Below are 25,247 nucleotides of genomic sequence, written 5' to 3'. Positions count from 1 at the left end.
TCATTCAATCGACACATTGTCCCGTTAGCGTTGAGACAGGAGCCGTTCCAGGGCTCCGGGCCAGCCAGTCGAACCGGGATGACGCATGAAGGCAATGGACAGCGCTACAGCCAGGCGCAAAGGCATCAAGCTGCGGGCCACGGTGATCTACCGCAAGGACGGCCAGGTACTGTTCGTGCGCAAGCGCAACGCCAAGTGGAACCTGCCCGGTGGCCGGGTCGAGCCCGACGAGACGCCGCTGCAGGCTGCCCGGCGCGAGATGGCCGAAGAAACCGGCCTGGCATTCGATGAACTGCGCTTTGTCAGCGAGTATCGGGAAGAGCGGGTTATTCACTACTTGTTCGAAGCCCGCAAGGCGGCGGACAAACCACGGCCGTTGAACGAAATAGACGCCTGCCGCTGGATCAAGCCGCGGCAGGTGGCCAAGCGCCGGGTCAGGCGGCCGATCAAGACCTTGCTCAGGCGTTGTGCTTGATACAGTACCTTTTCCGTTTGTGCCGGGAACCTGGGGCTGCTGTGCAGCCCATCGCAGGCAAGCCAGCTCCCACACCCACCGCATGAGCTGCGATGCCCGGAGTGACTGCCTCAAGCTGACGCGGGCCCTGTGGGAGCTGGCTTGCCTGCGATGGGCCGCAAAGCGGCCCTGATACGCGGCGCTGACAGGTCTCAGTAAACCTGCGGCACAATGATGTCCATCGGTGTAGGGTTGCGGATGTAGTCTTCCTTTCTGAGCCGCTGTGGCAGCTCGATCGTCGGCACTTCCACTTCTTCATAGGGCATTTGCCCCAGCAGGTGATGGATGCAGTTGAGCCGGGCTTTCTTCTTGTCGTCGGCCTGCACCACCCACCAGGGCGCTTCGGCAATGTGGGTGCGCTCAAGCATGATTTCCTTGGCCTTGGTGTAGGCCTCCCAGCGCCGGCGGGACTCCAGGTCCATGGGGCTGAGTTTCCATTGCTTGAGCGGGTCGTGAATACGGCTGAGAAAGCGCAGGTGCTGCTCCTGGTCGGAAATGGAGAACCAGTATTTGATCAGCTGGATCCCCGAGCGGGCCAGCATGCGTTCGAACTCCGGCACGGTGCGGAAGAATTCCTCGTACTGGTCGTCATTGCAAAAGCCCATGACCTTTTCCACGCCGGCACGGTTGTACCAGCTACGGTCGAACAGCACGATTTCGCCGGCTGCCGGCAAATGTGAAACATAACGCTGGAAGTACCACTGGGTGCGCTCGCGGTCGTTCGGGGCGGGCAGGGCGGCCACCCGGCAGACCCGTGGGTTGAGGCGCTGGGTAATGCGCTTGATCACGCCGCCCTTGCCGGCAGCGTCGCGGCCTTCGAACAGGATCACCACTTTGTGGCCGGTCTTGACCACCCAGCTTTGCAGCTTTACCAGTTCGCCCTGCAGGCGGAACAGCTCGCGAAAATACGTCCTGCGCGCTGCTTTTTCGCTGCCGTCCTCGACGTGCTCGTCGAACAGCGCATTCAGGTCGTGGCCGTCTTCAGCCAGTTCCAGCTCCAGTTCTTCGTCGCTGTGGTCGAGCAGTTCACGGTGGATTCGCCTCATCAGGGCGTGTTCTTCAAAAGTCATGGCAAGTGCTCGCTCAGGCTGCGGTGGCCAAGTGATAGCCGCCTTCGGTTACCAGCGCATGACATCAACCTGCCGTCATGGCACAGGCAAAAAGCTCTACCTCGCGGCCCGCCACTCAACCGTCACAAAGCTGTAACACAGCTGATGCAAAGTGTGCCGGCCATCACACGGAGCACATTTTGATGAAACGCCTGATGAAGTCCGCTGCACTCGCTGTTGCCGTATCCCTCTGCGCCACTTCGGCAGCCTTTGCTTCCGAAAACGTTCGCCTGACCGGTTCCGGCGCCAGCTTCCCTGCACCGATCTACCTCACCTGGTTCAAAGACTTCAGCAAGAACACCGCTGGCGTCACCGTTGACTACCAGTCCAAGGGGAGCGGGGCGGGTGTACAGGACTTCCTGAACAAGACCGTCGACTTCGCCGCCAGTGACTCGGCCATGAGCGAAGTAGACATTGCCAAGGTTGGCGAAGGCGTACAGCTGCTGCCAATGACCGCCGGTGAAATCGTGCTGGCCTACAACCTGCCGGGCAACCCTAAAGGCCTGAAGCTGCCGCGCGATGTGTACTCCAACATCTTCCTCGGCAAGATCACCCAGTGGAACGACCCGCAAATCGTTGCGGCCAACCCTGAGCTGAAACTGCCCGCCACCCCGATCACCGTGGTCGTGCGTGCCGACTCCAGCGGCACCACCGCCGTCTTCACCAAGCACCTGTCGGCCATCAACGCCGACTTCAAGCAAGGCCTGGGTGAAGGCAACACCGTCAACTGGCCGGCCACCGACAAGTTCATCAAGTCGCCGAAAAACGATGGCGTAACCGCTACCGTTCGCCAGACCCCGGGCGCCATCGGCTACATCGAGTACGGCTTCGCCAAGCTGGCCAAGGTCGACTTCGCCGTGCTGCAGAACAAGGCCGGCCAATATGTAGTGCCAAACGCCGAGAGCGGTGCCGAAGCACTGGCTGCGGTGAACATGCCGGAAAACCTGGTGGCCTGGCTGCCGGACCCGGACGGTGCCAAGTCCTACCCGATCACTTCCTATACCTGGATGATCTTCCGCAAGGACAACGGCAACCCGGCCAAGGCCAAAGCCATGCGTGAAATGGTCGAGTACAGCCTGACCAAAGGCCAGACCATCGCCGACTCGATGGGCTACATCCCGCTGCCTGCGTCGGTTGTCGACCAGGTGCGTAAAGCGTCGGCCAACATCCAGTAATACCCAGGCGCTCCCGGCATCGGCATGAAGCCCTGCCGGGGGTGTTTGTCCCTTGTCCCGGAACTCGCTCATGAACACACCCTTTGCCATACCGGATAACCCCGACTCCGCGTGCCAGCCACCGTCTGCGAAAGACTTCCTGGTTGACCGTACCTTCCGTGCGCTTGCACGCATTGGTGTGGTGCTGGTACTGGCGCTGGTCGTCGCGCTGGTCTACGAAGTGGGCCGCAAGGCACTGCCAGGCATTGAAAAACACGGTTTTGACGTGCTGTTCGGCAGCGTCTGGGACGTTAACCAAGGCAAGTACGGTATTCTGCCAGCGATCTGGGGCACGCTTTACAGCGCCCTTATCGCACTGTTGATCGCCGGTTTCTTCGGCGTCAGCATGGCCATTTTCCTTACCCAGGATTTCCTGCCGGCACGGCTGGCTGCCGTGTTCCGCACCATTGTCGAACTGCTCGCCGCCATCCCCAGCGTGGTGTATGGCCTGTGGGGCATCTACGTGGTCATCCCGGCCATCCGCCCGCTGACCACCTGGTTGAACAGCGAACTGGGCTGGATCCCGTTTTTCGGCACCTCCCTGAGTGGCCCGGGCCTGCTGCCTGCGGCGCTGGTGCTGGCGATCATGATCCTGCCGACCATTGCTGCCGTTTCCCAGGACGCGCTCACCAGCGTGCCGATGAAAACCAAGCAGGCTGCCTACGGCATGGGCACCACGCACTGGGAAGCCATCCTGAAAGTGATGGTGCCATCCGCCGCCACCGGTATCTTCGGCTCGCTGGTGCTGGGCCTGGGCCGTGCACTGGGTGAAACCATGGCGCTGGCGATGCTGGTCGGTAACGCCAACACCATTTCCCTTTCTCTGTTCGCCCCGGCCAACACCCTGGCAGCGCTGTTGGCGCTGAACTTCCCGGAGGCCGGCCCGAACGAGGTCGAAGTGCTGATGTATGCGGCACTGGTGCTGATGTTCATCACCTTGCTGGTGAACGTACTCGGCTCGATGATCATGCTCTACGCCCAGCGGGGTAACAAATAATGACTGACCTCAGCACCCCGGCAACCGCTTTGCCCAGCCTGCAGCGCAAGCTGGAAGGCCGCGCCCTGCGTAGCCTGATCCTGACCACCGTGGCCTGGGTGGCCGCACTGGTGGCCAGTGTGCCGCTGATTTCCGTGCTGTACATGCTGATTACCCGTGGTGGTGCACGCCTTAGCCTGGAAGTGTTCACTGAACTGCCGCCCACCGGTTTCGAGATGGGTGGCGGTTTCGGCAACGCCATGGCCGGTACCTTCGTCATGGTCGGTATCGCGGCAGCCATCGCGGTGCCGGTCGGTATCCTGGCCGCGGTGTTCCTGGCCGAACTCGGCCCGGAGAGCAAGCTGGCCAACGCCGCACGCTTTGCCGCCAAGATGCTCACCGGCCTGCCGTCGATCCTGGCTGGCGTATTTGCCTACGCCCTGGTGGTGATGACCACCGGTACCTATTCGGCGCCAGCCGGTGGTGTGGCCCTGGCGGTACTGATGCTGCCTATCGTGGTGCTGACCGCCGAAGAGTCGATGAAGATGGTGCCCAAGATCATGAAGGATGCCGCCTACGGCATGGGTTGTACCCGTGCGCAGGTGATCTGCAAGATCGTCCTGCCCACCGGTCTGCCTGCCATCCTGACCGGCGTCATGCTGGCCGTGGCCCGCGCCGCTGGCGAAACCGCACCGCTGCTGTTCACCGCGTTGTTCAGTAACTACTGGATCTATCACGACGGCAGCCTGGCCGTCATGAACCCCACGGCCTCGCTTGCCGTACTGATTTACAACTTCTCCGGCATGCCGTTCGACAACCAGCTGGAGCTCGCCTGGGCGGCCTCGCTGGTACTGGTGATGATCGTGCTGGTAATCAACATTCTTAGCCGTGTATTCGGCAAGCCCAAGTATTGAGAAAGGGAGCATCCGAACTTGAACGTATCCACCGCGAAAAAGGCCGCTCCCATGGTCAACGAAGCCCCCATCGTCATGGACTGCAAGCTGGACAAGATCTTCTACGGCAATTTCATGGCCGTACGTGACAGCCATGTCCCTATCCGTAAAAACGAGATCACCGGTTTCATCGGGCCGTCTGGCTGCGGCAAAAGTACCGTGCTGCGTAGCCTCAACCGCATGAACGACCTGGTCAAAGGCTTCCGCTTCGAAGGGCATGTGCACTTCCTCGGCCAGGATGTCTACGGCAAGGGCGTCGACCCGGTAGTGGTGCGCCGCTACATCGGCATGGTGTTCCAGCAGCCCAACCCGTTCTCGATGAGCATCTTCGACAACGTGGCTTTCGGCCTGCGCCTGAACCGCTACAAGGGCGACCTGGGTGACCGCGTGAAGCACGCCTTGCAGGGCGCCGCCCTGTGGGACGAAGTGAAGGACAAGCTCAAGGTCAGCGGCCTGTCGTTGTCCGGCGGCCAGCAGCAGCGCCTGTGCATCGCACGCGCCATTGCCACCGAACCGGAAGTGCTGTTGCTGGACGAACCGTGCTCGGCACTCGACCCCATCGCCACCCGCCGCGTTGAAGAGCTGATGGTCGAGCTGAAGAAGGACTACACCATCGCCCTGGTGACCCACAACATGCAGCAGGCGATTCGTGTGGCTGACACCACGGCGTTCTTCTCAGTGGATATTTCCCAGGGCACTCGCACCGGTTACCTGGTCGAGATGGGCCCGACCGCGCAGATCTTCCAGAACCCGCGCGAACAACTGACCAGTGACTACATCAGCGGCAAGTTCAGCTGAGTCACGCACAGCCAAGGTGGCCGGGTGTTGCAACCAGGGAGGTTGCAGCACCCGGCCGCGTTACCTTCCGTTAAAGTGTTACCCGGGATTTCCAATGCAAGCGACGCGTCGTCTTGATCTGTCAGCGGTAGAGCGCGCACTGCGCGAGGTGCAGGGCCGCTTTGCCGAACTCAGCCAGCATTTCACTGAAGCGCGGGACCCGTTTACCGACGAGGTGCTGCTGAATGTGCTTGAAGGGTATGCCCTGATTGACGACTATGTCGCTCGCGGTATCGACCTGTTCGACCTGCAACAGCTGAACCTGATGCTGGAAATCAATGCCACCGTGCTGTGCGGCAGCGACCCGGCCCGCCGCCTGGAATTCGCCCCGCACCTGGCAGCAACCGAGGCACACTTTTTCAACAACGTCGAAGGTGGCATCAAGGATTTGTACAACTGGTACTGCTCGTACCGCAGCGATTCCATCTGGAAGCGGGCAGCCGGTGTGTATGTACGAATCCTCAGCAAGCCGCAGCTGTTCATCGAAGGCAACAACCGCACAGGTTCGCTCATTGTCAGCTACTTGCTGATGCGTGCCGGGCTGCCGCCATTCGTGCTGTCGCTGGATAACGCCGAGGGTTACTTCAACCCGTCCTCGGTCATACGCAACTCCGCCAAACACGGTGTCAAGGCTTTGTACGAACTACCCAAGATCAAGAAAAAGTACGCCGCTTTCCTTGAAGCGAAGGCGCCTGAGCCCGGCAAGTTCTTTTTGCGCGGCACGCACGTGCCTGCGTGTGAGGGGAGCCGCTGATGCAACGAGTCTCCATGTTGGAACGCGGGCGGCAGGCCATCGAGCGCAAGCTCAAGCGCGGCCAGGTACGTATTTCGTTCGATATCGACGACACGCTGGCCTGCCAGCCCGAACACGCTGCCGCCGAGGACAGCAAGTTGCCGGGCTTCGTCCACCGCTGGCTGGGCGAGCCACTGCGCAGTGGCACCCGCGAACTGATCCGTGACCTGCGCCGCCAGGGTTGCAGCATCTGGATCTATACCTCTTCCGGGCGCACCCCGGCCTACATTCGCCGCTGGCTGATGCTCTATGGCATTCATGTTGACGGTGTGGTCAACAGTGACCGGCACCAGCACATCCTCGCCCAGAATGGGCTGGAGAATTCGCCGTCCAAGCTGCCATCGGCGTTCGATATCGATTTGCATGTGGACGATTCCGAAGGCGTGCGCCTGGAAGGCGTCGACCATGGGTTCCGCGTGGTGGTGGTGTGCCCGAAGGATGAAAACTGGGCGCAGAAGGTGAAGGATGCGGCGGTCGACGTGCAGGCGCGGCTGGCCTGGCAGCAACCGCATCGGTATGACATGCCCGTGCAGCAACGCTCGCAGGCACTTGCATCCTGACAACACGATAATGGGGCTGCCTTGCAGCCCTTCGCGGGCACGCCCGCTCCCACAGGGATCGCACCGCTGCAAATGGCTGTGCAGTACCTGTGGGAGCGGGCTTGCCCGCGAAGGGCCGCAAGGCGGCCCCAGTTCGTACCGTTGTATTGATACCTGCATGCTGATGAGGTGTACACCTTAGGTCTTCCCTCCTGGCCCAACCTGGTACCAGCACCAAATCACCGCGCCCAACCTGCCGCCCCAAAGCACCCGCCACCCCGCCCCAAAGCAGCATACCTCGCCATTTACCCGCTTCTGATAATCGCCTCCGACATCCAGTCCCCCGTTTGGAGCGCGCCATGCACAACAACAATAAGCACCTGCCGCCTCGTTTTCTGGCAGCCGCCATCGCCAGCTTCTCTGCCCTGGGCCTGAGCGGCGTCGCCGAGGCCGAGATCATGCTGTACGACAAGGATCAGACCACGTTTTCCACCGATGGCTATATCAACGCCTTCTACGTCAACAGCAAGGTCGACCGTGAAGGCGAGCAGTTCGACCGCCGTCAGTCGCGGGTGAAAATGGGCTTCTTGCCCAATTACCTGGGCTTCAACATGGGCAAACAGGTCGATGACCTGAAGCTCGGCGCTCGTGCCTCGTTCTGGGTCACCATCAACGACAGTGAAACCAACGGCACCGACACCGCCATCGACGTACGCCAGTTCTACGGCACCGTGGCCAACCCCGAGTGGGGTGAGGTGCTGATCGGCAAGGACTTCGGGTTGGTCGCCCGCTCCAACATCCTGCTCGATGAGCTGCTGGCAGGTTACGGCCAGGTCAGTGACACCCTGGGGCTGGTGGATGGCGGCGGGGTGTCGTTCGGCAACATCGGCAGCGGCTACCCGTACCCGTTCCCCACCTCGCAGATCACCTACCGCACGCCGGTGATGGATGGCCTGCGGGTGGCGGTAGGCATCATGGACCCGGTGGACACCAACGACAGCAGCCCGACCGGCAAGGCCTACCAGGAAAACCCGCGCACCGAGAGCGAGATTACCTACCAGTTCGACCTGGGTGGGGCGCAGATCTACAGCTGGGTCAACGGCAGCTACCAGACCTCCGACAACACCGACTCGACGGTAGAAACGGTCACGTCCAAGGGCGTGGGTTACGGTGTGCAGGCGAAGATGGGCGGGCTGTCGCTGACCGGCTCGGGGTTCCAGGCCAAGGGCATCAACCCGTTCTTCACCAACAACGCGGGTGAGCCGGTTTTGCGCAACGTCGACAGTGACGGCTACCTGCTGCAGGGTTCGTACAAGGTTGGCAAGAACCGCATTGCACTGTCCTACGGCAAGACCAAGGACGATGGCAATGGCGCGGTGGGCAGCGGGGCAGATTACGAGACCCGCGGCGTGGCGCTGTTCCACGATGTAAACGACAACCTCAAGCTGGTGGCCGAGTACAACCAGTTCTCCATCGACGGGCATGACACCAGTGCGCAGAACGAAGACACCGATACCTTTGCGGTGGGCGCGGTGTTGACCTGGTAAGCCCGAACAGCTCAAGCAGCGCTGCGGTCAACTGTAGGAGCGGCCTTGCGTCGCGAAAGGGCTGCAAAGCAGCCCCTCGATGTCTGGGTAGACGCTGATACTGCTGGGGCCGCTTTGCGGCCCTTTCGCGACGCAAGGCCGCTCCTACACGCTCATGTGCAAACTGGCAAATCTAGGTCCATCGAACCGCCAACCCGCTACCCAAGTAGCATTCGTCCCACAGGGAGGGCTTCGTACACTTACGGCTCAGCCACCCCGCGCCGGAGACCACGATGCAGCAGGCTCATAACGACGGTGTGGTCAGCGCCATGTCCCTGGCCACCGACGCCCGGTTGGCCGCACAAGACCTGGCCCGGCAGTTGCTGCACCCGCACCTGGGCTGCGTGCTGTTCTTCTGCTCCGCCGAATACGACCTTCAAGCCCTGGGTGTAGCGCTGGAGCAAGACTTCGGGGGCATTCGCCTGGTGGGCTGCACCAGCGCCGGCGAAATCACCCCGCTGGGCTACGGCCGCAATTGCGTAACGGCAGTGGGCTTCGATTACCGGCACTTCTCCATCGCCACCGCGTTGATCGATGAAATGGAGCGCTTCAGCCTGATTGACGCGCAGCAGATGGTTGAACGGCTGGTCGGCACCTGCCGCAGCAATACCCTGGCACCCATCAAGGGCCACAGCTTTGCCCTGACCCTGCTCGACGGCCTGTCCAGCCGTGAGGAGATGGTGCTCGCTGCCCTCAGTGCGGCATTGGGGGACATCCCGCACTTCGGTGGGTCGGCAGGCGACGATAACTACCTCAACCGTACCCACGTGTATTACGGCGGCGTTTTTCACAGCGGGGCGGCAGTGGTTGTATTGGTAAACACCTGGCTCGACTTTGAAGTGTTCACCACGCACCACATCCTGCCACGCCAGGAAAAGCTGGTGGTAACCGGCGCCGACAGCGCCCTGCGTCGGGTTTACGAACTGAATGCCGAACCCGCCGCCGAGGAGTATGCCCGGCACATCGGCGTGCCCGTTGCTGCGCTGGATCACCAGGTGTTCGCCGCTCACCCGCTGGCCGTGCGTATTCACGACCAGTACTACGTGCGGGCGATCCAGCAGGTGCATGCGGACCTGAGCCTGAGCTTCTACTGCGCGGTGGAGAACGGCATCGTGCTTACCGCCATGACCCCAGGCCCTCTGTTGCCAAACCTGCACCAGCTGTTCGACGGTTTGCACCAGCGCCTTGGCCCACCGCTGCTGACCATTGGGTGCGACTGCTTTCTGCGGCGCCTGGAACTGGAAGCCCAGCATGGCCTGGAGCCAATCGGTGCGTTTTTGCGCGAGCAGCGGGTGATTGGTTTCAATACCTACGGAGAACAGTTCAATGGCATGCACATCAACCAGACCTTCACCGGGGTTGCCATTGCCCGCAACCGGCGTCCCGTCGGCCGCTGAACTGCAGGCCGAGGTGAACCGGCTGCAGCACGAAAACCAAAAGTTGCAGCGAATCAACGGCGCATTGATCGAGCGCGTCGAGTCTGGCGCAACACGGGGCAACGACCCCTATGCCGCGTTCCAGCATTCTGTGGTACTGGCCGAGCAGGTGCGCGAGCGCACCGATGCGCTGAACCAGGCCATGGCCGAGCTCAAGGCTGTCAACCGCCTGCTCAGCGAGGCCCGGCAGCGTGCCGAGACCGCCCATCAGCACCAGATCCGCCTGATTACCGACAATGTCCCAGCGCTGATCGCTTACTTGAATGCCGATCTTGTCTACGAGTTCACCAACAAGGTGTATGAAGAGTGGTACTGCTGGCCGCACGGCGTGATGCTCGGCCAGAGCTTGCGCCAGGCCCACAGCGAGCAGCACTACCTGCGCCTGGAAGCCTACGTGGCACGGGCGCTGGCAGGGGAGAGCGTTACGTTCGAATTTGCCGAAACCAACATCAATGGCCAGGAGCGCTACATGCTCCGTTCCTACGTGCCCAACCGTCTGGCCAGCGGCGAGGTGGTGGGCATTTTCGTGTTGATCCGCGACATTACCGAGCGCCGCAATACCGCCCAGGCACTGCACCAGGCCTATCAGCACCTGGAGCAACGGGTGCGCGAACGTACTGCCGAACTGACCAGCCTGAACGAGCAGTTGCTGCGTGAAATCGAAGAACGCAGCCAGGCCGAATCGCGCCTGCGCGAGGCCAAGCGCGAGGCCGAACAGGCCAACCTGTCGAAAACCAAGTTCCTTGCGGCGGTCAGCCACGACCTGTTGCAACCGCTGAACGCGGCGCGGCTGTTCACCAGCGCGCTGCTCGAGCGCCGCGAGCCGCAAGACAGTAACCACCTGGTACGCAATGTCAGCAACTCGCTGGAAGATGTAGAGAACCTGCTAGGTACGTTGGTGGACATCTCCAAGCTGGATGCCGGGGTGATCAAGGCCGATGTCGCGCCTTTCGCCCTGCACGAGCTGATGGACAACCTTGCCGCCGAGTACGCCCAGGTGGCGCGCAGCGAGGGGCTTGAACTGCATTTCGTGGGCAGCTGCGCGGTGGTGCGCAGTGACATCCAGTTGCTGGCGCGGATTTTGCGCAATTTGCTCAGCAATGCCATCCGCTATACCCGTAGCGGGCGCGTGGTGCTGGGGTGTCGGCGCCAGCGCGGGGGCCTGCGGATCGAAGTGTGGGACACTGGTATCGGCATCGCCGAAGAGCACCTTGAAGACATGTTCCAGGAGTTCAAACGCGGGGATGTGCAGCGGCCGGACCAGGATCGCGGGTTGGGCCTGGGGCTGGCGATCGTGGAAAAGATCGCTGGCATCCTCGGCCACAGGATCCGGGTGCGCTCATGGCTTGGCAAAGGGTCGGTGTTTGCCGTCGAAGTGCCGTTGAGCACCCTCACGCCCAAAGCCCAGCCAGGCCCGCTGATTTGCGAGCCGATGCTCGACCGCCTGCGCGGGGCGCGGGTATGGGTGCTGGATAACGATGCGGCGATATGCGCCGGCATGCGCACCTTGCTGGAGGGCTGGGGGTGCCAGGTGGTCACGGCGTTGTCGGAAGAAGACCTGGCGCGCCAGGTGGACAACTACCACGCCGAGGCCGACCTGCTGATCGCCGACTACCACCTGGACAACGACTGCAATGGTGTCGACGCCGTGGCGCGGATCAATGCCCGTCGCGCCCAGCCTTTACCGGCACTGATGATCACCGCCAACTACAGCAATGACCTCAAGCAACAGATCCGCGAGCTGGGCCACACCCTGATGCACAAGCCGGTGCGGCCAATGAAACTCAAGACTGCGATGAGCCACTTGTTAAACAGCGATACATAGCGACTGGCTTCTTCGCGGGCAAGCCCGCTCCCACAGGATTTCTACAGGCTGCAAAGCTGCACGATACCTGTGGGAGCGGGCTTGCCCGCGAAGAGGCCGGAACAGGCTAACGCCGCAGGTAATCAGCGAAATCGATATCGCCAGCACTCAGAATGGCCTGCACCCGGTTATGCACATTGAGCTTGCGCAAGATCGCCGAAACATGGGCCTTGACCGTGGTTTCAGCAATATCCAGCGTATAGGCAATCTGTTTGTTCGATTCACCCTTGGTCATGCGCTCCAGCACCAGCAGCTGCTTGCGGGTCAGGGCCTGGAGCATTTCCGGCGGGAAGCTGGGGGCATCGGTGTGGCGCCGGCTGGTGCTGCTTTTCTGCGCCCGGATGATGTCAGGCGGCAGGTAGACATTGCCGTTGAGGATCTGCTCGATCGCCTCGATCATTTGCGAACGAGGCGATGACTTGGTGATGAAACCCACTGCGCCGTAGGTGATGGCCTGCAGCACGATCTGCTTTTCCTGCTCGGCCGAAACGATCACCACCGGCGTGGTCGGGGCCTCGTTACGCAGGGTGATCAAGCCATTGAGGCCGTGCATGCCGGGCATGTTCAAATCGAGCAGGATCAGGTCAAGGTCGTCATGCGCCTGGGTCAATGCCAGGGCGCTGTCCAGGTCGGCAGTTTCCATCACTTCGCTGCCCTGGAAGCCATCGCTGATGACGTTGTGGATGGCTTCGCGAAACAGGGGGTGATCGTCGGCAATCAGAATTTTGTACATGGCCATTTCACCTTGTTTTTATTGGAAGGGGCGGGGCACGCGTTGTGGGTCATGCAATTCAGGGAAAGGGCGCGGGTTGCGCGGGCTGCAGCGGCAGGTTGGCCTGCTGCCAGGCGTCCAGGCCGTCCCGGTACCAATACAGGTTCTTGTAGCCCAGGGCCTTTGCGCGTTTTACCGCGTTCCAGCTTAACCAGCAATTGGAGCGGCAGTAAAAGACTAGCGGCTGGTCATGGAGGCCGGCTGTGGCCTTTTGCAGGTTACGTACGAAGTACTCCTGCCAGGCCGGGCTCAGTTCGCCGTCGCCGGTGTTGGCCAGCCATAGGCTGCCGGGCAGGTTGGCGTGCGGTTCGTCTTCGATGAAGCGGCCTTGCAGCCATTGACGGCGATAAACGTCGATCAGCACCGGCTTGGGGTGCTGGTGCAGCAAGCGTTGCAGGCTGGCGGTGTCGATGACCTGGCCCCCTTCGACCTGCTGCGGGGTCGGGCTGCGGTAAAGGGTGGTGCGGTAGCCTTCGGCGGAAAACAGCGGTGTGCTGTCGGCCTGGGCGATGCCCAGCGTCAGGCTTAGCGAAAGTGCCGCCAGTATGGGGCGTGGCAGCCGGGGCAGGGCACGTGGCATGGTTTTTTTCCTTTTTGTTATAGGCCCATTACATGCCAGTGGCGGTGCTTTGTGAATGCGACGATAGACAGTAAATGCAGTACCAAAGTAGTAGATGGCCGCAGGCTTTGGGATGCGCTCGCAACCCCCGGAAAGTAGCGCTTGGCCGGTACCAAGGTAGTAATTCACCGTGTGAGACTCGGTTTTACGATGGTGCCAGCGCCTTGAGGAGAACCGCCTATGCGTCGCATCAATCTGTCTGCCCTGTGGCGCATCAACCCTTGGATCACCGGTTGCTTTGCCCAGCCGCAAGCACGTCAATTGGCGGAACACTGCACCCGCATGGCTGCGGCGCTGGAGCAGGCGCAGGCCGACAATGCCCAGCTGACCCAAGCCCTGCTGGCGGCACAGGAGCAAGAGCGCACCCGGTTGGCGCAAACCCTCCACGATGACCTGGGGCAGTACCTGGCGGGTATCCGTGCCCAACTCTGCCTGCTGCGCAGGGTGGCCGAGCAACCTGCAATGGTGACGCGAACGGCGCGTGCCCTTGAAACCAATTGCGAAGGCCTGCAGCTGGGCTTTCGGGCCTTGGTGCACAACCTGTACCCGGTGGCGTTACAGCATATGCCGCTGGCCGACGCCTTCGGCCTGTTGGTGAGCCAGTGGCAAGCCAGCCAGGGCATAGAATGTAGGCTGCGGGTTGGCGAGCATCTACCAGCGTTGCCCGGGCCGAGCAGGATGCACTTGTACCGCTTGCTGCAGGAAGCGCTGACCAACGTCGCCCGGCATGCCGGCGCCAGCCAGGTGCGGGTGCGTCTGCAACGCAGCGCCAAGGGCCTGCGCCTGTTCATACGTGACAACGGCTGCGGTGCGCAACAGCCCCAGCGCCCGGGGGTAGGCCTGTACTCGATGGCCGAACGTGCGCGTAGCCTGGGGGGTGAACTGCGCATTCTCAGCCGCCCCGGCGCTGGTTGGGCGCTGGCCCTGAATATTCCCCTGGAGGTGTGATGAATATTGTATTGGTCGATGACCATGCCGTGGTCCGCCAAGGCTATGCCAGCCTGCTGCGGGCGGTGTTGCCCACGATGGAAGTACGTGAGGCTGCCAGTGGCGAAGAGGCTTTGGTCCGTGTTCAGGAGCAAGTGCCTAACCTGGTGATCATGGACTTCGGCCTGCCGGGTATCAGTGGCCTGGAAACTACCCGCCGGCTGCGCCAGCGCTTGCCCCAGCTGCGGGTGCTGTTTTTCAGCATGCACGACGAGCTGCCGCTGGTGCGCCAGGCGCTGGACGCCGGGGCCTCCGGTTACCTGACCAAGAACTCGGCGCCGGAAGTATTGATCGAGGCGGTGCAGCGGGTGCTGGCCGGGCACGCCTATATCGAACAGCCTTTGGCCACCGAATTGGCGTGCACTTCACAACACCGCGCAAACGATCCGCGGTTGCAGCGCATGACCCAGCGTGAACTGGAGATTTTCACGATGCTGGCCAAGGGCACTCCGGCGCGGGTGATTGCCGAGCAGCTGTGTATCAGTGGCAAGACCGTGTCCAACCACTTGACCTTGCTCAAGAGCAAGTTGCAGGTCAGCTCGCATGCCGAGCTGGTGCATCTTGGAATCGACCTGGGGGTGGTGCGGGTGGCGGGTTGAGATTCTTTATGGACAGAGCGCGGCCCCTGTGGGAGCGGGCGCGTCGATGCGTCGAACCGCCGCGAACACCGGCAAAGCCGGTGCCAGAGCTCGCGTTGGCTGCTTCGCGGGCATGCCCGCTCCCACAGCTGATCGTGTAGCTGCATCAATTGTCCCACGTCTCAGGGCACCCCTTGCAACCCTCCATGTTGGCTTCCTGGAAATTCCCGTAATGCTGCCGCGCCCCGCGCAGATCGGCGCGGGCCAAATTGCTCTGGCCAAATTTAGCCTCTTGCAGATTGGCATCCTCCAGGTCGGCGCCTTGCAGATCTGTCTTGCTCAGCCAGGCCATCTCCAGGTCCGCCGCCCGAAGGTTGGCCTGGTGCATCTTTGCCCCTGACAGCCGAGCGAACTGCAAGTAGGCCGCGCCGAGGTCGGCTTTCTCGAACTGCGCGCCTTGGGCGAACATGCCCCAGCCTTGGATGGCGACCAACTTGCTATTACTCAGGTCAGCCAGGCGCAGGTTGCTTTGTTGCAAGCTGGCGCGGGTCAGGTTGGCGCCTTGCAGGCGGGCTTTTTCCAGGTTGGCCAGGTCCAGCCGGGCGTGGCGCAGGTCGGCATCCCGCAGGTCGGCGCCGGCCAGGTTCATCTTGCGCAGGTCCTGGTTGGCCAGGTTGGCGCCGCGCAGGTTGGCGCCCGGGCACTGGCTGGCTTCGGCGATCACGCAGCCGTTGATGGTCAACGGGGCATCGTTGCCATCGTCGTCGGCATTGACGGCCAGGGCGGGCGAAAGTACCAACAACAGGGCAAAGGGCAGGTAGTTCATGGCGAATGGCTCTCGTCGGTATAGGAGATAGGCGCTATGGGGCCGCTTCGCGGCCCATCGCCGGCAAGCCAGCTCCCACAGGATCTGCACTGTCCTTGAGACCTGCGCTGTACCTGTGGGAGCTGGCTTGCCGGCGATGGGCTGCAGCGCAGCCCCAGTGATGCTTCACCTCAGGCGGTCAACGCTGCGCGGTCTTGGTGTCCCAGGTCGGGATCTTGAAGACCCAGAACGAACCACCCTGGGCCACCGGCTTGGTCAGCTCGGCCATGTCACCGCCCCACAGTGGCACCGCGCCGCCGTAGCCCACGGTTACGCCGATGTACTGCTCGCCGTCCTGCTCCCAGGTGATGGGCGGCGAGACGATGCCGCTGCCGGTCTGGAACTTCCACAGCTCCTTGCCCGTCTTGGCGTCGAAGGCCTTGAAGAAACCGTCGCCGGTGCCGGTGAACACCAGGTTGCCCTTGGTCGCCAGCACGCCAGCCCACAGCGGCAGGTGCTCCTTGTGTTCCCACACCAGCTTGCCGGTGGTCGGGTCCATGGCGCGCAAGGTGCCGACGTGGTCGTCGTACATGCGCTTGATGCGGAAGCCCATGCCCAGGTACGCCGAACCCTTCTTGTAGTTCACTTCCTCGGTCCAGTATTCCTCTTTCCACTGGTTGCCGGGGATATAGAACAGGCCGGTGTCCTGGCTGTAGGCCATGGGGTTCCAGTTCTTGCCGCCGAGGAACGGTGGCGAGACTTCAACCGGCTTGCCCTTGGTTTCACCCGGCAGCGGCTTGGCCGGACGTTGGCCGGGGTTTTCGACCGGGCGGCCGGTCTTCAGGTCGATATGGCTGGCCCAGGTGATGTTGTCCACGAACGGGAAGGCGTTCTGCAGCTTGCCGTTGTTGCGGTCCACCACGTAGAAGAAACCGTTGCGGTCGGCGTGCCCGGTAGCCTTGACCACCTTGCCGTCTTTGTCCTTGTAGTCGAACAGCACCAACTCGTTGTTGCCAGAGAAGTCCCAGGCATCGTTTGGCGTGTGCTGGTAGAACCACTTCACCTCGCCGGTGCTGGGGTCGACACCCACCTGGCCCGAGGTGTAGAGGCTGTCGTAGTCGTGGGGGTTGCCGTCCTTGGAGGTGCGTGCCCAGGTGTTCCAGGGGCCGGGGTTACCAGCACCAACAATGATGGTGTTGGTCTCGGCATCGAAGCTGGCGCTCTGCCAAGGGGCGCCGCCGCCGTGGCTCCAGGCTTCGACCTTGCCGGTTTCGGTGGTCGGGTCGTCTGGCCAGGAGGGCGCTTTGACATTGCCGGTCGGGGTGCTGTCCTTGCCGTTCAGGCGACCCATGTGGCCTTCGACAAAGGGCCGCATCCACACTTCTTCGCCAGTGTCCGGGTCGCGGGCGAACAGCTGGCCAACCACGCCGAATTCATCGCCGGAGCTGCCGTGAATCAGCAGCACCTTGCCGCTGGTCTTGTCTTTGATCAGCACCGGGGCGCCGGTCATGGTGTAGCCGGCGCTGTGGTCGCCGAACTTCTTGTTCCACACCACTTTGCCGGTGTTCTTGTCGAGGGCTATGAGCCGTGCGTCGAGGGTGCCGAAATAGATCTTGTCGCCGTAGATCGCCGCCCCGCGGTTGACCACGTCGCAGCACGGGCGAATGTTGTCGGGCAGGCGGTGGTTGTAGGTCCACAGGCGTTTGCCGGTCTTGGCATCCAGGGCGAACACCCGCGAGTACGAGCCGGTGACGTAGACCACGCCGTCGCTGACGATGGCCTGGGACTCCTGGCCGCGCTGCTTTTCGTCGCCGAACGAATACGACCAGGCTGGGGTGAGCTTGAACACGTTCTTGTCATTGACCTGCGCCAAGGGGCTCCAGCGCTGGGCGTTGGTGCCCATGCCGTACTGCAGCACGTCCTTGGTGGTGAGGTGGTCGTTGGCGATGTCTTCCCAGGTGACATTCTTGCTGGCAGGTGCCGCAGGGGCGGTGGCCGCTGTTGCCACAGTGCCCATGGCCAGGCTACCGGCCATCAGCAGCACGCGCACGCTCAGGGCCAGAGGGGAAAGGGCGGGTAGCGATCTTATTGTCATGGTTGCAGTTCCCAGTGGAGGTTTTGGCCTGCACAGGGTGGGGCGCAGCGGCGGCTGCGGGATACGGAAAATGTCCCGCTCTTGCCGGGAAAAGCTCCCGGACGGCACCTCATTTGGCCCTTCGCCACAAGCCCTACTACCAAGGGACTAAGGCCCGGCCACCAAAGCAGCATTCGGCCGCCTGCGGGCTGTTTTTAAGATGGCGGCACGGCCTCTGTGGTTGAGGCTTTGCGTGCAATGGTGAGGGCATAAGAATGACAACAAAACGCAATGTATTGCTGGCTACAGGGCTGCTGGCCGCGGCGGTGCTGACCGGTACGGCCTGGGCCCATGGCAATGTGGTGCCCCAGGCCGTGGAGACCAAGGGCCTGACCCCAATCAAGGACGCCGGTGTAAGCCTGGATGGCGACGGCTGGGCGGCGGTCAACCCGTATCGCACCTCACCCGAACATGACAAGGCCGTGGAAATCGGCGCCTCGGCCTACAACCAGAACTGCGCTGCCTGCCATGGCCTGGAGGCCAAGTCGGGTGGCATTGCTCCAGACCTGCGCATGCTTGATGCCGGGGACGCCGGGGATGAATGGTTTGTCGAGCGGGTACGCCACGGCGCGGTCCGCGATGGCCGTGTGTACATGCCGAAGATGGCCGACTACCTCAGCCAGGAAGCCCTGTGGGCAGTGCGCACCTACCTGGACAGCGTGCACGTCGAGGAGTGACGGCCATGCGTCTGTTTGCCGTGCTGTTTTGTAGCCTGCTGCTGGGGTGCGCGACGGCCCGGGCGGCTGCACAAGGCACCCAGACAGATCCGGTGCCCTCGGTGATGTGGGCCTTCTACCATAAACAACTGCTCGGGCAGGCCGCGTTCGTCTTCGATGACCGGGTCAAGCTACTGGTGCCGCCGTTTGCCGAAGATGCCCGGCAGGTACCGCTGGAAATCGACGCCCGGGCGTTTTCTGGCGAGGTGGTACGCATCATCGCCTGGGCAGAGCTGAACCCCTTGCCGCGTATTGTCGACTTTCAGCCCGGCGAGCACGTGCTGCCCTGGCTGTCGATCCGCATCCGTATCGAACAAGCCACCCCGCTGCGCGCTGCCGTGCTGACGCGCGATGGCCTGTGGCACGTCGGCTCGACCCTGATCGACGCTGCTGGCGGCGGGTGCACGGCGCCCAGCGTGGTGCGCACCCAACCCGGGTGGGAGGAGCACCTCGGTGAAGTGCTGGGCGGGCGCTATCCGCGTGGCGACAGCAGCCGATTGCGCTTGCAGGTGGCCCACCCGATGGACAACGGCCTGGTCAGCGGCATCCCCGAGTTCTTCCTCAACCATGCCGAGTTGCAAGACGCGGACGGCCAGCGCCTGGCCAGCCTTGAGTTGTACCCGGCGGTCAGCGAAAACCCCAACCTGGGTTTCGATGTCCAGGGCAGCGGGCCGACCCGGCTGCTGTTACAGGACAACAGCGGCAACCAGTTCGAAGCGGCGGTGCCCTGAGCGCGTTGCCCGATTTCCCCTGACCGGAGGCGCCCTTCATGCGTTGGATCGTCCTGTTGCTGCTGTGCCTGGGGCTGCCGGCCTGGGCAGACCTCCAATACCGCCTGACACCTCGGCAGATCGCCGAGGGCACCTGGCTACTGGGGGGCAGCACCGACAACTTCACCAGGGCCAATGGTGGAAATATCGTCAATACCGCGTTCATCGTCACCGACAGCGGCGTGGTGGTGATCGACAGTGGGCCGTCGAAACGCTACGGCGAAGCGTTGCGCCAGGCCATTGCAGCCGTTACCGACAAACCGGTGCTGGAGGTGCTGCTGACCCATCATCACCCGGACCATGTGCTGGGCAACCAGGCCTTTACCGATGTGCCGATCGGGGCCTTGGCCGGCACTACAGAATTGCTGCGTCAGCAAGGGGAAGCCATGGCCGAGAACATGTACCGCCTTGTCGGCGACTGGATGCGCGGTACCGAGGTGGTGCTGCCAACCCGGGTACTGGAGGCGGGTATCCACGAAGTCGGTGGGCACCGGTTGCGTCTGCTGGCGTTGGGCGGCCATACCGGTGCTGACCTGGCAATCCTGGATGAGAACACTGGCGTACTGTTCGCCGGGGACCTGGTGTTCTACGAACGTGCCCTGACCACGCCCAACAGCCCAGGGCTGGATGTGTGGCTCACGGATCTGGACATCTTGCAGGCACTGCCCTGGAAGCAGGTGGTGGCTGGGCACGGTCCAGTGGCCAGCGATGACCGGCCCTTTGCGCAGATGCGCGACTACCTGGGCTGGCTGGACGGCCTGATGCGCGAGGGTGCGGCCCGTGGTGATGACATGGCCGAGATGATCCGCAGCCCCATCCCCGAGCGGTTTGCCGGTATCAGCCTGACCCGTTACGAGTTGATTCGCAGTGTCAGCCACCTGTATCCGCGTTATGAGCGTCAGCGTTTGCAGCGCGTTGATAGCGCATCGTCCTCCAGCCCGGCCCTGCCACTTACTACCAAATGACGAGAGCCACGCTGCCAACGATGCATTCGCCTGGCAGGCGGGGCTTTTTACCATCGCAGCATCGCCTGTCGCTGGACAGGCATCGACCCACAGAGGCCCAGCATGATCTACGCACAACCCGGAACCCCAGGCGCCGTCGTGTCCTTCAAGCCACGTTACGGCAACTTCATCAACGGCGAGTTCGTGGCGCCGTTGGCTGGCCATTACTTCACCAACAGCTCGCCGGTCAATGGCCAGCCGATTGCCGAGTTCCCGCGCTCCACTGCCCAGGACATCGACCGGGCGCTGGACGCTGCGCATGCTGCCGCCGATGCCTGGGGCAAGACCTCGGTGCAGGACCGCGCCCTGGTGCTGCTGAAGATCGCCGACCGTATCGAGCAGAACCTGGAGGTACTGGCCGTTACGGAAAGCTGGGACAACGGCAAGGCAGTGCGTGAAACGCTCAATGCCGATGTGCCGTTGGCAGCAGACCACTTTCGCTATTTTGCCGGCTGCATCCGTGCCCAGGAGGGCGGCGCAGCCGAGATCAACGAAGGCACCGTGGCCTACCACATCCATGAACCGCTGGGCGTGGTTGGGCAGATCATCCCGTGGAACTTCCCGCTGCTGATGGCGGCCTGGAAGCTCGCCCCGGCCCTGGCCGCAGGCAACTGCGTGGTACTCAAACCGGCGGAGCAGACGCCGCTGTCGATTACCATTTTTGCCGAGCTGATCGCCGACCTGCTGCCAGCGGGTGTGCTGAACATCGTGCAGGGCTTCGGCCGTGAGGCCGGCGAAGCGTTGGCCACCAGCAAGCGCATCGCCAAGATCGCCTTCACCGGCTCCACTCCGGTGGGTTCGCACATCATGAAGTGCGCGGCCGAGAACATCATCCCGTCCACTGTCGAACTGGGTGGCAAGTCGCCGAACATTTTCTTCGAAGACATCATGCAGGCCGAACCAGCGTTCATCGAGAAGGCCGCCGAAGGCCTGGTGCTGGCGTTCTTCAACCAGGGTGAGGTCTGCACCTGCCCGTCGCGGGCGCTGATCCAGGAGTCGATCTACGAGCCGTTCATGGCCGAGGTAATGAAGAAGATCGCCAGGATCACCCGTGGTAACCCGCTGGACACCGAAACCATGGTGGGCGCCCAGGCCTCGGAGCAGCAATACGACAAGATCCTTTCGTACCTGCAGGTTGCCCGGGAGGAGGGCGCGCAGCTGCTCACCGGTGGCGGCGCCGAGCGGTTGCAGGGCGACCTGGCCAGTGGTTACTACATCCAGCCGACCCTGCTCAAGGGCAACAACACGATGCGGGTGTTCCAGGAGGAAATCTTCGGACCGGTGGTGGGCGTCACCACCTTCAAGGACGAGGCCGAAGCCCTGGCGATCGCCAACGATACAGAGTTTGGCCTGGGGGCTGGCCTGTGGACCCGCGATATCAACCGTGCCTATCGCATGGGTCGTGGGATCAAGGCTGGCCGCGTGTGGACCAACTGCTATCACCTGTACCCGGCGCATGCGGCGTTTGGTGGTTACAAGAAATCCGGGGTTGGGCGTGAAACGCACAAGATGATGCTCGATCATTATCAGCAGACCAAGAACCTGCTGGTGAGCTACGACATCAACCCGTTGGGTTTCTTCTAAACCGCGTCGTGGCCTTCGCGGGCTCGCCCGCTCCCACAGGTTCTGCACATGGTTTGGATGTTGTGCAGTCCCTGTGGGAGCGGGCTTGCCCGCGAAGAGGCCGGTACAGGTTACGACGCACCCCTACCAACGCACCCCACAATTTCCTTCCAAAGTAGCATTCGGCCCCATCGCCCCCCGTGCATTAATGCATCTACCGGAACCCTCCGGCACAACAAGAGGACTGCCCATGTGGAATAAACCCGCCTTTACCGACTTGCGCATCGGCTTTGAAGTGACGATGTATTTCGCCAATCGCTGATGTGCCGCCCGGCCATCGCCACGGTGGCCGGTTCCCCCTGATTACCTGTGGTTGAGCCAGTGCCACGCTTTGGTCTGGTTGCTTTCGCTGCGGGATGCTTTACGCTGGCAGTTACCTTCCAGAACAATAAGAACAGGCTTCACGATGAGCCAGAGTTTCAGCCCGCTTCGCAAGTTTGTCTCGCCTGAAATCATCTTCGGTGCCGGTTGCCGGCACAACGTTGCCAATTACGCAAAGACCTTCGGCGCACGCAAGGTGCTGGTGGTCAGCGACCCCGGCGTGATCGCCGCCGGCTGGGTGGCCGACGTGGAGGCCAGCTTGCAGGCGCAAGGCATCGACTACTGCCTGTACACGGCCGTATCACCCAACCCGCGGGTCGAGGAGGTGATGCTTGGCGCCGAAATCTACCGGCAAAACCACTGTGACGTGATCGTCGCCGTTGGCGGCGGCAGCCCTATGGATTGCGGCAAGGCCATCGGCATTGTGGTCGCCCACGGGCGCAGCATTCTCGAATTCGAAGGCGTGGACATGATCCGCGTGCCCAGCCCGCCACTGATCCTGATCCCGACCACCGCTGGCACCTCGGCGGACGTGTCGCAGTTCGTGATCATTTCCAACCAGCAGGAACGCATGAAGTTCTCCATCGTCAGCAAGGCGGTGGTGCCGGACGTGTCGCTGATCGACCCGCAAACCACCCTGAGCATGGACCCGTTCCTGTCGGCCTGTACCGGTATCGATGCGCTGGTGCATGCCATCGAAGCCTTTGTGTCCACCGGCCACGGCCCGCTGACCGACCCCCATGCCCTGGAGGCCATGCGCCTGATCAATGGCAACCTGGTGGAGATGATCGCCAACCCCACTGATATCGGCCTGCGCGAGAAGATCATGCTGGGCAGCATGCAGGCGGGGCTGGCGTTCTCCAACGCGATCCTGGGTGCGGTTCACGCCATGTCTCATAGCCTTGGCGGCTTTCTCGACCTGCCCCATGGCTTGTGCAACGCCGTGCTGGTGGAGCATGTGGTGGCGTTCAACTACAGCTCGGCGCCGGAGCGCTTCAAGGTGATTGCCGAAGTATTCGGCATCGATTGCCGTGGCCTCAACCACCGGCAGATTTGCGGGCGCCTGGTGGAGCACCTGATCGCCCTGAAACACGCCATCGGCTTCCACGAAACCCTGGGGCTGCACGGGGTGCGCACGTCCGATATCCCGTTCTTGTCGCAGCATGCGATGGGTGACCCGTGCATTCTCACCAACCCTCGCGCGTCGAGCCAGCGTGATGTCGAGGTGGTCTATGGCGAGGCCCTCTGACGAGCAGCAGCGGGCGCTGGCCGGGCTGCTGGGGCTGGGCGACCACTCGGCACGCAAAAGCCATTACCCGGAGCTTTCCGCCCGCCTGGACGAACTGGAAGCCGAACGCAATCGCTATAAATGGCTGTTCGAAAACGCTGTGCACGGCATTTTCCAGGCCAGCCTGCAAGACGGCATGCGGGCCGCCAACCCGGCGTTGGCACGCATGCTTGGCTATGACGACCCGCAAGCGGTACTGTTTTCCCTGACAGACCTGGCCACCCACCTGTTTGATGGCGGTGCCGAGGAGTTGCAGGCCATTACCGCGATTCTCGCCCGTGAGCGCAGCCTGCACGGCTACGAAACCCGCCTGCGACGCAAGGACGGCAGCCACCTCGATGTGTTGATGAACCTGCTGCTCAAGCCCGGGGAGGAAGGGCTGGTGGAAGGTTTTGTCGCCGACATCACTGAACGCAAGCTGGCCCAGCAGCGCTTGCAACAGCTCAATGACGAACTGGAGCAACGGGTTGCAGCGCGTACCGATGAACTGTTGGAGGCCCGCGATGCCGCAGAGGCCGCCAACCGCAGCAAGGACAAATACCTTGCCGCCGCCAGCCATGACCTGTTACAACCGCTGAATGCCGCTCGCCTGCTCATCTCGACCTTGCGCGAGCGGCCATTGCCAGAGGCCGAGCACGTGCTGGTGGAGCGCACCCACCAGGCCCTGGAGGGTGCCGAAGACCTGCTGACCGACCTGCTGGATATTTCCCGGCTCGACCAGGCGGCGGTCAAACCGGACCTGGCCGTGTACCGCCTCGACGAGCTGTTCGGGCCACTGGTCTCGGAGTTCCGTTCGGTGGCCGACGCAGAAGGCCTCAAGCTGCATGCTCGCATCCCGGACTATGCCATCAGCACCGACCTGCGGCTGATGACGCGCATCCTGCGCAACTTCCTCAGCAACGCCTGCCGTTACACCGATGGAGGCAGGATTTTGCTGGGCGCCAGGCGCCGAGGTGGCCATTTGCGGCTGGAGGTGTGGGATACCGGGCGGGGCATTGCCCAGGACCGGTTGCAGGCAATCTTCCTGGAGTTCAACCAACTGGACGTCGGCCGCGCTGCTGACCGCAAGGGTGTGGGGCTGGGGTTGGCCATCGTCGAGCGGATTGCCAAGATTCTGGGCTACCGGATCGAGGTGCGTTCGTGGCCGGGGCGTGGTTCGGTGTTCAGTATTGAGGTACCGATTGGCAAAGACATGCCGTTGGCCGTTCACCAGGCTGCGCCGCTGCCAAGCGTCGGCAACCCGCTACCGGGCCGCCGCTTGCTGGTGCTGGATAATGAAGTGAGCATCCTCGAGAGCATGGGCGCACTGCTGGGGCAGTGGGGCTGTGAGGTGGTCACCGCGACAGATCAGGCAGGGGCCTTGCTGGCCTTGCAGGGGCGGGCACCGGAATTGATCCTGGCTGACTATCACCTGGACCATGGCGTGGTGGGTTGCGAGGTGGTCAAGCACTTGCGCGAGCATTTTGCCGAGGCGATACCGGCGGTGATCATCACCGCCGACCGCAGTGACCAGTGCCGCCGCGGCTTGCAGAAGTTGGGAGCACCGCTGCTGAACAAACCGGTCAAACCTGGAAAGTTACGGGCGGTGTTGAGCCAGTTGCTGCAGGAACACTGAGGGGGCTGCTCTGCAGCCCATCGCCGGCAAGCCAGCTCCCACCCTGACAGCGGTGACCTCAAGCCATGCGCAATCCCTGTGGGAGCTGGCTTGCCGGCGATGGGCCGCAAAGCGGCCCCTTACGATTACAGCTTGATCCAGGTCGCCTTCAGCTCGGTGTACTTCTCCAGTGCATGCAGCGACTTGTCACGGCC

The 25,247-nt window shown here is 62.5% G+C and carries 24 protein-coding genes and 1 pseudogene; 19 read left to right on the top strand and 6 right to left on the bottom strand.

Going from position 1 to position 25,247, the window contains the following annotated elements; genetic code table 11:
* The first annotated feature begins 85 nt into the window (after positions 1-85).
* Positions 86-475 (top strand): NUDIX domain-containing protein, encoded by a 390-nt coding sequence (locus ACFY9W_RS21540; RefSeq protein ID WP_050491815.1) that lies wholly within the window; start codon positions 86-88, stop codon positions 473-475.
* Between the two features lie 191 nt (positions 476-666).
* Here ACFY9W_RS21540 and ppk2 read toward each other — a convergent pair whose 3' ends face one another.
* Entirely contained in the window at positions 667-1,584 is a 918-nt protein-coding gene (gene ppk2, locus ACFY9W_RS21535; RefSeq protein ID WP_391134361.1) for a polyphosphate kinase 2, read from the bottom strand.
* Between the two features lie 182 nt (positions 1,585-1,766).
* On the opposite strand from ppk2, the gene pstS reads away from it, so the two are divergent.
* From pstS to ACFY9W_RS21490, 9 genes are all read left to right on the top strand, one after another.
* Positions 1,767-2,798, top strand: a complete 1,032-nt coding sequence (gene pstS, locus ACFY9W_RS21530) for a phosphate ABC transporter substrate-binding protein PstS (protein WP_391134359.1) — start codon at positions 1,767-1,769, stop codon at positions 2,796-2,798.
* A gap of 70 nt (positions 2,799-2,868) precedes the next feature.
* Positions 2,869-3,834: a phosphate ABC transporter permease subunit PstC gene (pstC, locus tag ACFY9W_RS21525; protein ID WP_391134356.1), complete on the top strand. Its 966-nt coding sequence runs from the start codon at positions 2,869-2,871 to the stop codon at positions 3,832-3,834.
* A complete protein-coding gene (gene pstA / locus ACFY9W_RS21520; RefSeq protein ID WP_391134353.1) occupies positions 3,834-4,727 on the top strand; it encodes a phosphate ABC transporter permease PstA in 894 nt (297 codons plus the stop codon). Before pstC ends, pstA begins: the two co-directional genes overlap by 1 nt.
* Positions 4,728-4,778: 51 nt before the next feature.
* Complete coding sequence (pstB, locus tag ACFY9W_RS21515; protein WP_218583469.1) at positions 4,779-5,564, top strand: phosphate ABC transporter ATP-binding protein PstB; 786 nt, start codon at positions 4,779-4,781, stop codon at positions 5,562-5,564.
* A 94-nt stretch (positions 5,565-5,658) separates the two neighbouring features.
* A complete protein-coding gene (locus ACFY9W_RS21510; RefSeq protein WP_391134350.1) occupies positions 5,659-6,357 on the top strand; it encodes a hypothetical protein in 699 nt (232 codons plus the stop codon).
* Positions 6,357-6,956 (top strand): hypothetical protein, encoded by a 600-nt coding sequence (locus ACFY9W_RS21505; RefSeq protein WP_391134349.1) that lies wholly within the window; start codon positions 6,357-6,359, stop codon positions 6,954-6,956. Before ACFY9W_RS21510 ends, ACFY9W_RS21505 begins: the two co-directional genes overlap by 1 nt.
* 338 nt (positions 6,957-7,294) lie before the next feature.
* A complete protein-coding gene (locus ACFY9W_RS21500; RefSeq protein ID WP_391134346.1) occupies positions 7,295-8,482 on the top strand; it encodes a porin in 1,188 nt (395 codons plus the stop codon).
* A gap of 272 nt (positions 8,483-8,754) precedes the next feature.
* Positions 8,755-9,918, top strand: a complete 1,164-nt coding sequence (gene nosP, locus ACFY9W_RS21495) for a nitric oxide-sensing protein NosP (protein WP_391134344.1) — start codon at positions 8,755-8,757, stop codon at positions 9,916-9,918.
* Positions 9,887-11,782: a NahK/ErcS family hybrid sensor histidine kinase/response regulator gene (locus ACFY9W_RS21490; RefSeq protein ID WP_391134341.1), complete on the top strand. Its 1,896-nt coding sequence runs from the start codon at positions 9,887-9,889 to the stop codon at positions 11,780-11,782. The genes nosP and ACFY9W_RS21490 overlap by 32 nt, the downstream gene beginning before the upstream one ends.
* A 106-nt stretch (positions 11,783-11,888) precedes the next feature.
* On the opposite strand, the gene ACFY9W_RS21485 is transcribed toward ACFY9W_RS21490, so the two are convergent.
* Both ACFY9W_RS21485 and ACFY9W_RS21480 read right to left on the bottom strand, forming a co-directional pair.
* Positions 11,889-12,554, bottom strand: coding sequence for a response regulator (locus ACFY9W_RS21485; protein ID WP_391134338.1), 666 nt, complete (start codon positions 12,552-12,554; stop codon positions 11,889-11,891).
* Between the two features lie 58 nt (positions 12,555-12,612).
* A complete protein-coding gene (locus tag ACFY9W_RS21480) occupies positions 12,613-13,173 on the bottom strand; it encodes a rhodanese-like domain-containing protein (RefSeq protein WP_391134335.1) in 561 nt (186 codons plus the stop codon).
* A 285-nt stretch (positions 13,174-13,458) separates the two neighbouring features.
* On the opposite strand from ACFY9W_RS21480, the pseudogene ACFY9W_RS21475 reads away from it, so the two are divergent.
* Together ACFY9W_RS21475 and ACFY9W_RS21470 are read left to right on the top strand one after the other, a co-directional pair.
* Positions 13,459-14,160: pseudogene (locus ACFY9W_RS21475) on the top strand (sensor histidine kinase); the annotation flags it as partial.
* Complete coding sequence (locus ACFY9W_RS21470; RefSeq protein WP_391134332.1) at positions 14,160-14,798, top strand: response regulator; 639 nt, start codon at positions 14,160-14,162, stop codon at positions 14,796-14,798. The pseudogene ACFY9W_RS21475 and the gene ACFY9W_RS21470, both read left to right, overlap by 1 nt.
* A gap of 145 nt (positions 14,799-14,943) precedes the next feature.
* Here the strand turns inward: ACFY9W_RS21470 and ACFY9W_RS21465 are convergent, their stop codons facing one another.
* Positions 14,944-15,603, bottom strand: a complete 660-nt coding sequence (locus ACFY9W_RS21465) for a pentapeptide repeat-containing protein (protein ID WP_391134329.1) — start codon at positions 15,601-15,603, stop codon at positions 14,944-14,946.
* 178 nt (positions 15,604-15,781) lie between these two features.
* The gene (exaA, locus tag ACFY9W_RS21460) at positions 15,782-17,599 is read right to left on the bottom strand and encodes a quinoprotein ethanol dehydrogenase (RefSeq protein ID WP_391134552.1); all 1,818 of its coding nucleotides are present in this window, start codon (positions 17,597-17,599) and stop codon (positions 15,782-15,784) included.
* Between the two features lie 332 nt (positions 17,600-17,931).
* Between exaA and pedF the strand changes: the two genes are divergently transcribed.
* From pedF to ACFY9W_RS21425, 7 genes are all read left to right on the top strand, one after another.
* On the top strand, positions 17,932-18,393 hold the full coding sequence (gene pedF / locus ACFY9W_RS21455; RefSeq protein WP_391134326.1) for a cytochrome c-550 PedF: 462 nt from the start codon (positions 17,932-17,934) through the stop codon (positions 18,391-18,393).
* Positions 18,394-18,398: 5 nt separating this feature from the next.
* Complete coding sequence (locus tag ACFY9W_RS21450; RefSeq protein ID WP_391134323.1) at positions 18,399-19,163, top strand: quinoprotein dehydrogenase-associated SoxYZ-like carrier; 765 nt, start codon at positions 18,399-18,401, stop codon at positions 19,161-19,163.
* Between the two features lie 38 nt (positions 19,164-19,201).
* Positions 19,202-20,167, top strand: coding sequence for a quinoprotein relay system zinc metallohydrolase 1 (locus ACFY9W_RS21445; RefSeq protein ID WP_391134320.1), 966 nt, complete (start codon positions 19,202-19,204; stop codon positions 20,165-20,167).
* Positions 20,168-20,269: 102 nt separating this feature from the next.
* The gene (locus ACFY9W_RS21440; RefSeq protein ID WP_391134317.1) at positions 20,270-21,790 is read left to right on the top strand and encodes an aldehyde dehydrogenase family protein; all 1,521 of its coding nucleotides are present in this window, start codon (positions 20,270-20,272) and stop codon (positions 21,788-21,790) included.
* A gap of 229 nt (positions 21,791-22,019) precedes the next feature.
* Positions 22,020-22,091, top strand: coding sequence for a pyrroloquinoline quinone precursor peptide PqqA (pqqA, locus tag ACFY9W_RS21435; protein WP_010455123.1), 72 nt, complete (start codon positions 22,020-22,022; stop codon positions 22,089-22,091).
* A gap of 144 nt (positions 22,092-22,235) precedes the next feature.
* Positions 22,236-23,399, top strand: a complete 1,164-nt coding sequence (gene ercA, locus ACFY9W_RS21430; protein ID WP_391134314.1) for an alcohol dehydrogenase-like regulatory protein ErcA — start codon at positions 22,236-22,238, stop codon at positions 23,397-23,399.
* Positions 23,383-25,053 carry a NahK/ErcS family hybrid sensor histidine kinase/response regulator gene (locus tag ACFY9W_RS21425; RefSeq protein ID WP_391134311.1) on the top strand — a complete coding sequence of 557 codons (1,671 nt, stop codon included), beginning with the start codon at positions 23,383-23,385 and terminating at the stop codon, positions 25,051-25,053. The genes ercA and ACFY9W_RS21425 overlap by 17 nt, the downstream gene beginning before the upstream one ends.
* 125 nt (positions 25,054-25,178) lie before the next feature.
* On the opposite strand, the gene ACFY9W_RS21420 is transcribed toward ACFY9W_RS21425, so the two are convergent.
* On the bottom strand, positions 25,179-25,247 hold a 69-nt coding region (locus tag ACFY9W_RS21420; RefSeq protein ID WP_391134548.1), incomplete at its 5' end, for a hypothetical protein.

Origin of the sequence: Pseudomonas sp. NPDC008258, assembly GCF_042956345.1 — a bacterium.
GTDB lineage: Bacteria > Pseudomonadota > Gammaproteobacteria > Pseudomonadales > Pseudomonadaceae > Aquipseudomonas.
This window is presented reverse-complemented; position numbering and strand designations above follow the sequence as displayed.

What these genes read in the sequence shown, in the direction of transcription:
- ACFY9W_RS21540 (WP_050491815.1), top strand. Translation starts at nt 86, where the DNA reads ATGAAGGCAATGGACAGCGCTACAGCCAGGCGCAAAGGCATCAAGCTG.
- ppk2 (WP_391134361.1), bottom strand. Translation starts at nt 1,584, where the DNA reads ATGACTTTTGAAGAACACGCCCTGATGAGGCGAATCCACCGTGAACTG.
- pstS (WP_391134359.1), top strand. Translation starts at nt 1,767, where the DNA reads ATGAAACGCCTGATGAAGTCCGCTGCACTCGCTGTTGCCGTATCCCTC.
- pstC (WP_391134356.1), top strand. Translation starts at nt 2,869, where the DNA reads ATGAACACACCCTTTGCCATACCGGATAACCCCGACTCCGCGTGCCAG.
- pstA (WP_391134353.1), top strand. Translation starts at nt 3,834, where the DNA reads ATGACTGACCTCAGCACCCCGGCAACCGCTTTGCCCAGCCTGCAGCGC.
- pstB (WP_218583469.1), top strand. Translation starts at nt 4,779, where the DNA reads ATGGTCAACGAAGCCCCCATCGTCATGGACTGCAAGCTGGACAAGATC.
- ACFY9W_RS21510 (WP_391134350.1), top strand. Translation starts at nt 5,659, where the DNA reads ATGCAAGCGACGCGTCGTCTTGATCTGTCAGCGGTAGAGCGCGCACTG.
- ACFY9W_RS21505 (WP_391134349.1), top strand. Translation starts at nt 6,357, where the DNA reads ATGCAACGAGTCTCCATGTTGGAACGCGGGCGGCAGGCCATCGAGCGC.
- ACFY9W_RS21500 (WP_391134346.1), top strand. Translation starts at nt 7,295, where the DNA reads ATGCACAACAACAATAAGCACCTGCCGCCTCGTTTTCTGGCAGCCGCC.
- nosP (WP_391134344.1), top strand. Translation starts at nt 8,755, where the DNA reads ATGCAGCAGGCTCATAACGACGGTGTGGTCAGCGCCATGTCCCTGGCC.
- ACFY9W_RS21485 (WP_391134338.1), bottom strand. Translation starts at nt 12,554, where the DNA reads ATGTACAAAATTCTGATTGCCGACGATCACCCCCTGTTTCGCGAAGCC.
- ACFY9W_RS21480 (WP_391134335.1), bottom strand. Translation starts at nt 13,173, where the DNA reads ATGCCACGTGCCCTGCCCCGGCTGCCACGCCCCATACTGGCGGCACTT.
- ACFY9W_RS21470 (WP_391134332.1), top strand. Translation starts at nt 14,160, where the DNA reads ATGAATATTGTATTGGTCGATGACCATGCCGTGGTCCGCCAAGGCTAT.
- ACFY9W_RS21465 (WP_391134329.1), bottom strand. Translation starts at nt 15,603, where the DNA reads ATGAACTACCTGCCCTTTGCCCTGTTGTTGGTACTTTCGCCCGCCCTG.
- exaA (WP_391134552.1), bottom strand. Translation starts at nt 17,599, where the DNA reads ATGGGCACTGTGGCAACAGCGGCCACCGCCCCTGCGGCACCTGCCAGC.
- pedF (WP_391134326.1), top strand. Translation starts at nt 17,932, where the DNA reads ATGACAACAAAACGCAATGTATTGCTGGCTACAGGGCTGCTGGCCGCG.
- ACFY9W_RS21450 (WP_391134323.1), top strand. Translation starts at nt 18,399, where the DNA reads ATGCGTCTGTTTGCCGTGCTGTTTTGTAGCCTGCTGCTGGGGTGCGCG.
- ACFY9W_RS21445 (WP_391134320.1), top strand. Translation starts at nt 19,202, where the DNA reads ATGCGTTGGATCGTCCTGTTGCTGCTGTGCCTGGGGCTGCCGGCCTGG.
- ACFY9W_RS21440 (WP_391134317.1), top strand. Translation starts at nt 20,270, where the DNA reads ATGATCTACGCACAACCCGGAACCCCAGGCGCCGTCGTGTCCTTCAAG.
- ercA (WP_391134314.1), top strand. Translation starts at nt 22,236, where the DNA reads ATGAGCCAGAGTTTCAGCCCGCTTCGCAAGTTTGTCTCGCCTGAAATC.
- ACFY9W_RS21425 (WP_391134311.1), top strand. Translation starts at nt 23,383, where the DNA reads ATGGCGAGGCCCTCTGACGAGCAGCAGCGGGCGCTGGCCGGGCTGCTG.